An 11896-nucleotide genomic window follows, 5' to 3' on the forward strand; every position below is an offset into this window, starting at 1 on the left:
AGCCCTGGCTCTGGAAAATTGTTTTTGCCGCGCGCGGCAAGAACAATTTTTCACGCTCCGTGATCTTCCCTCTCCTCCGGTTCGTGCAGGCGGTCCATGTCCAGGTAACGCCGTGTGCCCCAGTGTGTGCCCGCGATGTGACGCAGCCGGGCGGCGACCAACATCAGGGCGCTTTGGCCGTCGGGGAACGCTCCGACGACTCGCGTGCGACGGCGGATCTCTTTCATGATTCGCTCCAGCATGTTATTGCTTCGCAGTCTTGTCCAGTGCTCGCGGGGGAAGTTCATGTACGCCAGCGTTTCCTGGACGCCTGCTCGGAAGCATTTCGCCGCGTTCCCCAGCCGTAGCGAGGCCAGTTTCTCGGCGACTTGTTCCGCTTTTTCAGTCGCTGCAGTTCGGTCTTCCTGGGCGTGCACCGCCTTCAGCATCGCCGCTACGTCGCGTGACTTGCTGCGCGGCACATCCTTCAACACGTTGCGATAGAAGTGCACGATGCAGCGCTGCCAAGCCGCCTCGGGAAAAAACTCGCCGAGCGCTTCGACCAGGCCGAGACACTTGTCGCTGGTGATCAGCCGCACGCCTTGCAGGCCACGCTCTTTGAGATGGCGTAGGAACGTTCGCCAGCTCTCGCTGTCTTCCTTCGTCCCTTCGGCGACCGACAGAATCTCGCGATGCCCGTCCGATCGCACGCCAACGGCGACGAGCACCGCGATGTTTTTTACCTCGCCGCCCCAGCTTCGCTTCAGCCAGATGCCGTCGAGCATCACGTACGGATGTTCTCCTTCCAGCGGCCGATTTCGCCAGACGTCGATTCGCTCGTAGATCTTCTGGTTCAGCTCGCTGACGGTGCTCGAACTGACCCGCGTGCCCCACAACGCCTCGGTGATGTCTTCGACGCGACGGACCGAGACGCCGGCCAAGTACATCTCGACCAACGCCTCTTCGACGCTCGATTCGCGACGTTTGTAACGTTCGATAATCTGCGTCTCAAGCGGCAAGCTCCGCAACTGCGGAACCTTCAGCGAGACTTCGCCCGCCTTGGTCTGCAGCTTCCGCGAATACGACCCGGCTCGCGAGTCGACGCGGTCCGGCGAGCGTTCGTACCGCTTCGCTTTGCAAATCTGATCCGCTTCGGCGTCGAGCATCTGATTCAACGTCTCCTCGACAGTCGAGCGGACCAGCTCATCAAGATGCCCCCGCACCGCTTCGCCGTCAATTTTAATCGCATCCCGGATCTCTTCGCCGGTCCGATCTTCTGGTAAATTCGTCATGGTCAGTCCTTGGTTCTGGTGGTGGTTGATGTTGCTAATCAAATCCATACCAGAGCCAGGGCTGGCTCTCAAATTTGCGCAGTAATTAGGACGTTATCCTGAATGGCCCAGGCTCGCGAAAAGTAAAACAACTCCTGGAACATACGCTCGCAATTGCCGTGTAAAAGTGCAAAAGTTGAACTAAGCAGAAACGCAAAGACAAGGCGTTAACCTGAGGATCGCTGCTGAGAATGAGCGTTCCCAAAAGTAAGTGAAGGTGATTGGTGAGAAGGCCTGCTCGGCACCAACTCCTATTCAAGTACAAGTTTGCAAATGAAGCTGCCAAAGTCAGGGGCGACTCGAATAAGCGTGGCCGACTTTGCGGCATCCTCATCGCCAAGAGAATCATCCCATCCGACTGAATGGCTTTGAAAGCAAATTGCGCCAAAGCAATCAGGACGAAGAGAAATACAAATGAGGTTGCCTGCACCATCATCATTGATGGGAATAACCAATCTTGGAAGCCGCTCGCTAAAGTCGTTCAACGCACCCGCCAAGTCATCGCCAAAGAACGAGCCGGGGGCAATGCTGCCGTCTTCGGTTAGTATCACAGCATATTCTTCCAAGTCACAAGCTCCGAATTGACGGAGAAAAGTTCGGTAGTCATCAGGGAAGGCAACCCCAACGCTGTTTTCAAGCCGCTCGAGCTCATCTTCGCTCAATGGTGAAAACTGATCACCTTCCAGAGGCGTCACGCCCAGTTCTTGAAGCTTGTCAACCCAATTCATAGTTTATTCTCTAGTGGGTGATGTCTGTATGTTGTACTTTGTGAACTGCTGTTGGAACGAGTTCGATCGTGTCACCACCAGCATGATGTGGAGCGAGTCCCTTTCCACCAAATCCGTCATCCGCATTCTTCAACCACCGGCGAGCAGCCGCCTTGGATGGTAAGTTCTTTCGTCGGGCAATCTCTTCGAAAATCTTTGATATATCAGCATTCGAATCGACCTTTGTGCCGACCAACCCACGGCGATCGCACCATAAATCACTTCCCCAGCAGCACTTCCAGCAGGTACTTGTCATTCCTACCCGCCTTTAGTCGCTTGTTCTTCACGCCTACCCTGGCCGTTTTGTTGTTCTTCAGCAGGCTCAGGCTCGTTCTTCTCAGCAGGCTGAAGTTGATGTCGGCGTGTCCTTTTCTGATTCGACTTTGGTGTTCGCCGAACGTCACGTCGAGTTGCCAGTGCAGACTATTTTCAATGCCCCAGTGCCCGCGAACCGCTTCGGCAAAGCGCCGGCCGGTGAGGTATTTGCTCACGATGTAATAGCGAACTTCGCTCGCCTCTTTGCCATTTTGCTTGACGAGGTTGATCGTCATGCCGATCGCCTTCAAATTCTTTCACTTGCTCGCGTACGGAAAATCATCCGCGTCGATCGGGCAGAGATAGTAGTAACGCGATTCCTCACGGCCATGTCCTTTCTCGTGCGTCTCGTGTCGATGAACTTTCCTTTTCGTGAAGTCGATTTCCATCGCATTGGCGAAGTAATCGCGAATCGCTTGATGCAGCAATCGCTGATTTCCCTTGATCGCTAGGCAATAATCGCCGCCGGCGTTGACGATCTTTTCGGCGATCTCCTTTTGGCAACCCATCGCGTCGATTGTCACCAAACAGCCGGAAACCTCGATGATGTCGAGCAATTGCGGAATCGCGGTGATCTTGTTGCTCTTCGCGTCGGTCGCGACCTGACCGAGGCTCACATGATTGACGGTCGCCCACGCACTGACCATATGAATAGCGGCCTTACTGCTGGCTGCGTCGAAGCTGCGCCGCAGCGTCTTGCCGTCGATCGCGATGACCTGACCGTCGGTCACTTCGTGCAGCGCCGTGATCCAACTCAGCAAGCACTTCTCGAATTCGGCCGGCTTCAGCGCACCGAGAATCGCATTGAAACGATCATGCGAAGGAACGCCAGAGCTCATGTCGAGAAACTGCGCGAGCCACTCCTTCTTGTCCTCCGCCCAATCGGCGATCGCCACGAAATCGTCCGCTCCGCCCAGCACCGCACACAGCGACATTGTCACGACGTTGACCAGCGGATAAGTCACCTTCCGCGTCCGGGGATCGGTCAGGTTCGAAAAGTGCTGTTGAATCGAAGCGGCCGAAGAAGACGACATGCCGGAACCCTCCCTGCAAAGCGAACGCCCGGCCGCGAAACGAACATCGCAAAATCGCCAAGACGCACTTGCCGGATTATCGCAGGTTGCCCATCATGGCGCAATCGCCGTGTGACGTCTGGCTCATCTGGGTTCCTATTCGTCATAGGCACCACCTCACACCTTATCTTCGAGGTGTGGGTATGCATTAAAAAACGTCTTCCTGTAGTTCATCGATAAAACGCTGAGAAGGCGTGAAGTATTCACGCCTCAACTTTGAGGCATTGCGTGCGAATGTAGTCTTCAAATCCAGAAGCCAATTCAGTCACGCCGCCAAAGTCATGATCGAAAATCCAGACCTTACCATTCACATCCATGCCGATTGGGTTACCTGAATGGTCTTCCGAAAAAATAACCCAATCGGAAACACCATCGGTTACCGACTGCCGAACCTCATTTGTTACGTCAATGACTGACCAACGATCATCTTCCATGACATCCGATCCCCGAAGCCCAAAAACCGGATATGGTCCGACCATTGCTCCACCGTAACGCAAAAGGAACTGTCGGTAATCTTCGGAAAATGGGATGCAGACTTGCTGTGAAGCTGAATCTACTTCATCGCTTGTCGGAACTTCGTCGGCACGCATCACTGGTGATTCAGCGAACATATTGTCAAGTCGTTCAATCGTGTCTGGTGTCATGGTGTAATTCTCCTAGCAGCCAATTCTTCCAAGGCTCTTGCTTTCCAGTAGCTTTCTCTCCACGCATTGAAGGCTGCTCGCTGTTCAGCAGTAAGCCCTGCCCCCGGGGCATTGCCAAGGGGATGTTGAATTCGGTTCCCAATGTTGTGGCGGAAACCGGGCATTTCGACAATCGGCCCAACCGGGTCCTGGTCCAGATGGTGAAGAATCAGTTTCTTACCGTTGATGTCTTTCGGTGCGAAGCCGTTTTTCGTCATCGCTCGAAGCGTGCTGTATTCGACATGCGACAAGCTCCGAACAGCCCGGACTTCTATTCCCTCAAAAACCAAGCGACTTGGGTTCGAGCCACGAACGATGCCACTTGCTGGGGCATTCTTAACCGCCGCAACCGCCTTCTTATACGCCTCGCTTGACGCTTCGGCAATGTCGTTAATATTACCAAATCCATTGGCGCTGACCACGACTACCTTTTGCGACTTGGCCAAGATTCTGTCCAGCTCTGTGACATACGTCTTCGCAAATATTTTTGCTTCCTCGACTGTGTCAGCTGTCCATATCCGAACGGTCTGGCGCCCGCCTGGAAGTTATTTAATCTGCTTGCTTTTAACCAGTCGGCCGTGGGTAAATCGGCATAACGGACGCCTGAGGTCTTGCCGAGATCGAGTTTTGCGCCAAACAGATGCAGAAGGCCGATGCCGATGTTGGAGCCCGACTCTAGATCGACCCCTTCATTCTGGATCGCCTGCATGATGCCCTTGTAAGTGAAGTACGATCCGGTCGCAATGTTGATCGTGGCGCCGGTACGATACATTATCACGGCGGCCTTGGTGCCTTGGATCTCGGCGGAGCCAGCCCCTAGAGTTACAATCGTCGCTACGTCGCCAGCGGCGGAAATGAACGCTTCCTCTTTATTTCCGTCGCCGAACTCTAAGAATGTGTTTGCGAACAGTGGAAATGCCTGGTAAGCGGCTACTGCGGCGTATCTGCGATTGATTTGGCCTTGAGAGTCTTCAATGCTTTGATAGGTACTCAGATTGTGGTTTACGGATTCTTGCTTTAGATGAGCTTTCAGTAGCTCGTCAATCGCCAGAGCGCCGCCACCCTGAGCTGGGCTTGTCGTCCATTTTACGACACGGTAGTGCTCTGGAATCGTTCGCACTGCTTTCGGCAAATGCTGACCAGGCTTCCACGGGACGCCATTCGTATGTCCGGTGACTGTGGGCACCCGCTCCAAAATGATTTGGTGAAGCGTTCCGCCTGATACGTCCGCAAGATAGATAAGGTCATTCCCTAACGAAGGTAGGGTTGCCCGCTTGGCGTATCCATGGGCGAGAAGATCATTCACTCTCGAAGGCAGCAGATAATTCGGGTTATACGAAAGCGATACGCCGATTCCATTAACCGAATTTTGGCCTGTGGGCGCCGCCAATACAGGTGCAACTTCAACAGATTCGTCGTTCAGCCCGATCTCCGTCGGCCGCATCAAATTCTCTGGAATCCTGACCGGCAGATTGGCGTAGTCGCTTTCAACTTCGCTTGCTTCGGCATTCCCGGCATTGGTAATCGGCGCCAAATCCGCGTTCACTTCGCGAACCGCCGCTTCTTTCGTAACACGATCGGCCGTAACCTCCTTCTCCGTCACCGCCTTGCCAACATCCGCTTGCACCTCTCCAACAATCCGATCACGATCGGCCTGGGTGGTTGCAACATCACTCGCTGCTAGCGTCTGCGGGTCTAGCGAAGCGTTGCCGTGCGACTTGGGCAGGTCGAACTTCGCCGGCAAAAGTTCCCGAAAGACGGCTTTCAAAGCCTGTAAATTCGTGCGAATATCGGTGCTGTCTTGATGCGGCATCCAAGAATCCTTTCTTGGTCATCAGTGCATATGGTTTTGGTCGACCGCATTGAACTGCTTAACCGCAGGCCGCATCAAGACTTATTTCTTAGAAGACGAAATCGTTACCGGCGTTGGATGCCACCCAACGTCCCGTCTTCTACTTTAGTAACTATTTCGTTACGTCGCTTTCCCTGTCCTTTTTGGTGGAAACTTGCTTGTACTGCCAAATGCCAACGATGATGGAAACCGCACAGAAGTGTATGTACGTCGCAACTATCAATATAACACCAATTTTTGCAATATTCAGAACAGAGAACAATCCTGCTTGTTCCGTGAGCCATGCGATAGATAAAGCTATAATCAAAGGCACTACTTCTATAACGGGAAACGTTGACCAGCCTCGCTCTTCCTTGCTAAGTAGCATTGCGTAGGGCAAACCTATGTTCCAAATGCATTTAATGAGAACAATAAAACAACAGAATGCAATGAGGATTGTGCCGGTCCAGCTGACAATCCAAGCGGCGACTGAAATCATTTAACTATCCTCTGACCCAAGATGCCTTTAATGTATTCCCAACCTCTGGGCCACATCAACTGTGATTGCTGAACGAACTCCGAAACATAGTTTGAAATCGGCGCGTTTGAGTTTGTCCACTTGAAAACCCATGGAAAGTTCCTGCTAAGTCCCAATTCAAATTTACCTCCCCAAAGGCCGGTCTTAATATAGTTCCATGGAGTTGGTCCGCCTATTTGAACCCAACGTCCAGGATTTAAATCGGGAGTAGTGCCAGCCTCAGCCCATGATGTCACCTTAACCTTGTCTACGTCATCTATATTCGAAGCCAAGGACCTTGTTTCATCCAATCCAGCAGCCGTTACCTCGGCGACTTCGTCTGCGCTGCTGGCCCCCTTCCCACCCAGAGACTTGAACAGCTTACCGAAAAGACCAATCTTTTCAATGTACGCCCCGGTCAAGATCTCTACGCTGGATCCCCCAATGAACTTGCTCCATCCATGGCTGTCATTCCAAGCACCTTCTTCGCCGTATTCGTCGATGATAAGGCCGCGCGACCAATCGTAGAAGGCAATGTAGCCAACACGGAAGTTGGGGTCCTCATCTAGAATTCCAACTTGCTCTTCCGCCCAAATAATTGTGTTGGTAATTGCGGCTGGCGTATTCAAAAGCCCGACAACGATATCCTGCACACCATTAACCGTATTGGCCGCCCCTTGGGCGACGCCAAGCCCGTCATTGTGGTAGACGCGATTGAATTCAGGAGCCGTTTCAATGAATTTCTTTGTCCATTCGTCCGAAGTAAGACGCTCTAATTCATCCTCTTCGTTGCCCGGAGCTGGGAGATGAATCTCCTTCTCCAGGGAGTAATATTGCTTTCCTTGCTTGGATGTCCGCGTAAGCTTCAGGACGTAAATAGTGGCCATCCCGTTGCTGACTTCCACAACGGTCAGATAGTCTCCCAATTCATTGGCTTTTATGGTCTTCGACGTACCGCGCCCCGTTCGCACTTTCATTTCGACTAAGCTCGTCGCAGTTGACGTTAAGCCTAGCTGTTGCAATTTCTTGACGGCTTCAACAGTAAAGCCCTTCTCAGCGCCAAATGTAAATGCGCCCTTGTCTTGCAGGAACATTTGCGAATCGAAGGTACTCACCAGTCGGGCGGGACGGCTAGGCGGCGATGTATTGATCGAAGTATTTGAGCCAATTACGCCAATCGAGCCTTGATTCGCATGCGACGATGGATTCGTGAGATTCAGTTCAGCTTCTTCGCTTAAAAGACTAGGCGAAGTCGCCGGGGAAACGCCACCTGGAATCTCAACCGAATTTGATTGGCCACCTGCGGCCGTGGGCGATTGGACGACATCCCCATTCCAACCATTCGTCTGCATTCCAGATCCAGCGACGTTCACTTCGCGAACCGCCGCTTCCTTCGTAATACGATCCGCCGAAATCTCCTTCTCCGTCACCACCTTGCCAACATCCGCCTTCACCTCTCCAACCGTCCGATCACGATCGGCCTGGGCGGTTGCTACATCACTGGCTTCGCTGGCGGCGGCTTGGCTGACTTCGTAATCGTGGATCGCGGCGGCGATGTCGGTGGCGGCGTCTTGGACGGCGGCGGCGACTGCCAGGGCTTTGGTGGTCCAGGGATCGGCGGTGTCGTTGTTAGCGGCGGTGAGTGCGGCGAGGGCGTCTACCAGGGAGTCGTAGTCGTTATCGACACCGAACTCGGCGAACTGTTTATCGCGGGCAGCGATTGTTTCTTGCTGGGTGCGATAGGCGGCAGCCCGGGTGCCGTGGTCACGTCTTCGTGGCCATGAATGCCGTTGGCGAATTAACTGCGGTGCATCCTACGGAAATTTGACCAAACGATTGGGGCCTATGTGAGCCTGTCGCTCACGCACAATCATGGCCACGCAAGGCCGTGACCACGGCGCCCCGGCTCAACCGGCCAAGCTGCAACCCTTCAGGCCGGCACAGCCTGCGAAGATCGTGATGCAGAAGCCGAAGTCAGGCTGAGATTCTCAGCGTGAGATACTCTGCCAAGAAGTCATTGAAGGTTGGTGCCAGCGGCTTGGTGGACTTAGAAAAAACATCGAAGGCCACGACGGGACATTCATCCCCATCAAACTGGCTTACATCAAGGCACCACACAACATCATCGGCCCCAAGGTAAATCACAACCAGATTCTCTGGCAGGGAATAATCTTCACGGCAAAGCAACGTGTCACCATAAACGGTTCCTCGATGCTCAAGAGTGGGGTCGTCATCTTCGATGCCAGAAACTTCTTCCTCGACGACACCGCCACCGCCGTATTCTGCCAAAAAGGTCTTGAACGAAACCGGAAGTCGAGACCCCAGCAGTGACTCCAATTTTTCAATGGACTCCTGCGATGCCTTACCTTGCCAAAAGACATCCTTGCCGCTTTGGTCAAGCTGCTGGATCAATGAATCAATGTCAGCCATATCAATTCCCTGTAAGTTGTTCGATTCGCCACTTCCAATACCGACCACGGAAAGAGTTGTATTGGCTCTCCAACCCCGGCACGTTGCGGAAGCTGTTGCCGTCTTCGATCAGCCCATGCAACGGCCCGTGGTGCCGCTTGTGGGTGCTACCGAGAATCTCCAGCATCGGTCCCGGCTCATCACCTAAAACGTGATGAAGATTGATTGGTCGGCCATCACGCCCAATCGGAGCATTGCCGTTTCTCATCAAGTCGGCGTTCGTCCAACCGTTCTCGATCTTCTGACGAATGCTCTTGTGGACATACTTCGGATCAACGTTCGTGGGAACACCAAGATCGAAGTCATCCGCAGCACGGTAAATGCGCCTGCCCTCGAATACGTCTCGTGAATAACGTGAGACATTTCTTGTTGGGGCATCAAGTCTCGAAAGGTTTACGTCAACGCCATTGTAACGTCTAGCGGCCCCCTTAGCAGCTCCTTCCACAACAGTACGCGGAGAAAATCCGAACAGCTGTTCCGAGTTGGCGTCCGCCGTCTCCTTAAGAACTTCCTTCCCGCCAGTCGTAGCCGCTCCACGGATTCCTACCGTAACATACGACTTCATCACTGCTTGAGCGATAGACCGTCCTGCAAAGTAAACAGCGAGAAAGTCCTCCACGAAAACGCTTTCCATTTTCGGAGCGGAGCCAAAGTTCCGTTCGTAAAGAACGCGATCGAGGGCGGCTTGGCCGCCAACGCCTCCATAAAACCTTGTTAGCCAGCCTTGCTCAGAAGGATTATTGGACGACAGCTCCGGAATCACCGCATCCGAATAGGTTGTCGCCAGCAAGTAAAGATTGGCCTTGATATTGTTGCTCTGTTGAAGGATTTCGCGTTCCAGGACTGCTTGTTGCTCTCGCAGCCCTTCTCGAAACGCCTCGTTTCTTCGTTGTCCGTCCGCACTGTTCAGCCTGTTTTCGAGGACGGCGATTCTACGCGCCAGATCCGAAATGTTGTCTCGCGCAGCGAACACATCACGGGCAATCTTGAGGGCAAGTTCTCCCTTCGATTTTTCACTTTCGGTGAGAGCAGGAATTCGGTCCACATAGGGTTGATGGTAAAGCGGAGGATCCAAATTGTAGTGTGGTCCGGGATTGGTAAACGCAAAAGTCACCTCGCCCTCTTCAGGCTGCAGAATGGTTTCTGTCGGCCGCATCAGATTCTCTGGAATCTTGACAGGCAGATTGGCGTAGGCGCTTTCGCCTTCCCCGGCCGAGTCATCTGAATTTCCAGTGACAGCGTTTGTGATCGGGGTCGAGTTCGCATTCTGCTCGTGAACCGCCGCTTCCTTAGCAACACGATCCGCCACAATATCCCTCTCCGTAACCACCTTGCCAACATCCGCTTTCACCTCGCCAACCGTCCGATCACGATCGGCCTGGGCGTTTGCAACATCATTGGCTTCGCTGGCGGCGGCTTGGCTGACGTCGTAATCGTGGATTGCGGCGGCGATGTCGGTGGCGGCGTCATGGACTACAGCGGCGATCGCCAGGGCTTTGGTGGTCCAGGGATCGGCGGTGTCGTTGTTAGCGGCGGTGAGTGCGGCGAGGGCGTCTACCAGGGAGTCGTAGTCGTTGTCGACATCGAACTCGGCGAACTGTTTATCGCGGGCGGCGATCGTCTCTTGCTGGGTGCGATAGGCGGCGGCTTCGGTGGTGACGTAGTCGACCTGGGCGTCGGCGATGGCTTTGGTGGACTGAGCGCGGGACTGGCCGACGTTGTTTTCGTAGTCGGCTTCGGACTTGGCGACGGTGGATTGATGGGCGCCTTGGGCGCCGATGGCCGCTTTGTAGTAAGCTTCGGTAAAGGTTTCGCGGGCAGCGCGGAGCGCTTTGTTAGCATCTGTGAGGGAGGTGTTGTGGGCGGTCGTATCGCCGTTGTCGGCGAAGCGACGGTCGGCTTGTTCGATGGCGATGCGATGGTCGCGGAGCGCCTGGGCCTCGGCGATTTGATAGGCGGCGATGGCGTCGGCCAGCTGCGTTCCGTTCGACTGGTAGCTGCCGGCGACCTGGGCTTCGGCCTGCTTCAAACTAGAAGCGGCGAGCAGGTTGTGGGCGAAGATCGTCGATTCGCGAAGGCTGGAATAGGCATTGCTGGCGACGGCGGCGATCGCGGCGTAGGCGACGTTGGAGCCGATGTTGTCGAGGCCCCAATCTTCCGTTTCGGTCAGCAGATTGGTCGCGGCCGTTTGATGCCCAGTGAACTGGGCGGTGAGGAACGCGGTGTAGTCATTGTCCAGCAGCGTATCGATGGTGGTGACGCCTGCCTGTTGGGCGGCGGCCTGGTTGGCTTGATGCGTCGCGGTATTGGTCGTCAGGCGGGCGTTGAGTGCATTGGACGCCGCATTGTTTTGGGCGAGGGCCGATTCGTTTGTCGCTTCGAGCCCGAGGTTGGTTGAATCGAAGCGGCCGAAGAAGACATCCCCAAGACCTTCCTGCAAAGCGAACGTCGGGCAGCGAAACGCAAGTCGCGAAAACCAACCAAGACGCACTTGCCGGATTGTTGCAGATTGCCCATCATGGCGCAAGCGCCGTGCTCTAGTCGTCGACTTCGTCCTGCGAGCGCCCCAATTCCCGTTGTTGCTCCAAAGATGCAAGTCGGGTTAAAATGATATTCTTCAACCGTAGTGCGTTAATGATATAATACCTGTCGCAGTTGGCATCATCGAAGTCTTGACCATCTAATACCTGATAGGACCTGTAAGGAAGCGAGTTGGCCTCAAGCCATTCCAAGAATGACATAAGTCGCTCGGGGAACTCTGGATTATCTCGACTAAAAAGCGGGCGCACAAATAAAGGGCTTGAGTTTGCGACAGCAGCGGTAACATCCGAAATGCTGGACGTACAAAATGTGCGAAGCTCTCTAAGGACATCCGCTTTCATCGTCCCAAAATCGTCAAGAATTAGTGCTATTTGCGCCATGTGAACTACC

Annotated in this window: 11 protein-coding genes and 1 pseudogene; 1 reads left to right on the forward strand and 11 read right to left on the reverse strand. The window is 54.1% G+C overall.

Annotated features, from left to right (window positions below; translation table 11 throughout):
- Positions 1–50 precede the first annotated feature (50 nt).
- The 8 genes and pseudogenes from DSM3645_RS16550 to DSM3645_RS16585 all read right to left on the reverse strand — a co-directional run bounded on the left by DSM3645_RS16550 (position 51) and on the right by DSM3645_RS16585 (position 7590).
- The gene (locus DSM3645_RS16550) at positions 51–1271 is read right to left on the reverse strand and encodes an IS256 family transposase (protein WP_050769450.1); all 1221 of its coding nucleotides are present in this window, start codon (positions 1269–1271) and stop codon (positions 51–53) included.
- 290 nt (positions 1272–1561) lie between these two features.
- Complete coding sequence (locus tag DSM3645_RS16555) at positions 1562–2038, reverse strand: SMI1/KNR4 family protein (protein WP_002653396.1); 477 nt, start codon at positions 2036–2038, stop codon at positions 1562–1564.
- Positions 2039–2295: 257 nt separating this feature from the next.
- Positions 2296–3426 (reverse strand): annotated as a pseudogene (locus tag DSM3645_RS16560) (ISAs1 family transposase).
- Positions 3427–3668: 242 nt separating this feature from the next.
- Positions 3669–4109 (reverse strand): SMI1/KNR4 family protein, encoded by a 441-nt coding sequence (locus tag DSM3645_RS16565; protein ID WP_002653399.1) that lies wholly within the window; start codon positions 4107–4109, stop codon positions 3669–3671.
- Entirely contained in the window at positions 4106–4594 is a 489-nt protein-coding gene (locus DSM3645_RS16570; protein ID WP_002653400.1) for an HNH/ENDO VII family nuclease, read from the reverse strand. The genes DSM3645_RS16565 and DSM3645_RS16570 overlap by 4 nt, the downstream gene beginning before the upstream one ends.
- Positions 4573–5961, reverse strand: a complete 1389-nt coding sequence (locus tag DSM3645_RS16575; protein ID WP_002653401.1) for a hypothetical protein — start codon at positions 5959–5961, stop codon at positions 4573–4575. The genes DSM3645_RS16570 and DSM3645_RS16575 overlap by 22 nt, the downstream gene beginning before the upstream one ends.
- A gap of 151 nt (positions 5962–6112) precedes the next feature.
- A complete protein-coding gene (locus DSM3645_RS16580; protein WP_002653402.1) occupies positions 6113–6478 on the reverse strand; it encodes a hypothetical protein in 366 nt (121 codons plus the stop codon).
- On the reverse strand, positions 6475–7590 hold the full coding sequence (locus DSM3645_RS16585) for a hypothetical protein (protein WP_002653403.1): 1116 nt from the start codon (positions 7588–7590) through the stop codon (positions 6475–6477). Before DSM3645_RS16585 ends, DSM3645_RS16580 begins: the two co-directional genes overlap by 4 nt.
- Before the next feature lie 222 nt (positions 7591–7812).
- Between DSM3645_RS16585 and DSM3645_RS16590 the strand changes: the two genes are divergently transcribed.
- Positions 7813–8280, forward strand: a complete 468-nt coding sequence (locus tag DSM3645_RS16590; protein ID WP_002653404.1) for a hypothetical protein — start codon at positions 7813–7815, stop codon at positions 8278–8280.
- A 190-nt stretch (positions 8281–8470) separates the two neighbouring features.
- Here DSM3645_RS16590 and DSM3645_RS16595 read toward each other — a convergent pair whose 3' ends face one another.
- The 3 genes from DSM3645_RS16595 to DSM3645_RS16605 form a co-directional block, all read right to left on the reverse strand.
- A complete protein-coding gene (locus tag DSM3645_RS16595) occupies positions 8471–8926 on the reverse strand; it encodes an SMI1/KNR4 family protein (RefSeq protein WP_002653405.1) in 456 nt (151 codons plus the stop codon).
- A gap of 1 nt (position 8927) precedes the next feature.
- Positions 8928–11405 (reverse strand): HNH/ENDO VII family nuclease, encoded by a 2478-nt coding sequence (locus DSM3645_RS30955; RefSeq protein WP_002653406.1) that lies wholly within the window; start codon positions 11403–11405, stop codon positions 8928–8930.
- A 97-nt stretch (positions 11406–11502) separates the two neighbouring features.
- A complete protein-coding gene (locus tag DSM3645_RS16605) occupies positions 11503–11886 on the reverse strand; it encodes a hypothetical protein (RefSeq protein ID WP_131282638.1) in 384 nt (127 codons plus the stop codon).
- Positions 11887–11896: the final 10 nt, after the last annotated feature.

The organism is Blastopirellula marina DSM 3645, assembly GCF_000153105.1.
GTDB lineage: Bacteria > Planctomycetota > Planctomycetia > Pirellulales > Pirellulaceae > Blastopirellula > Blastopirellula marina.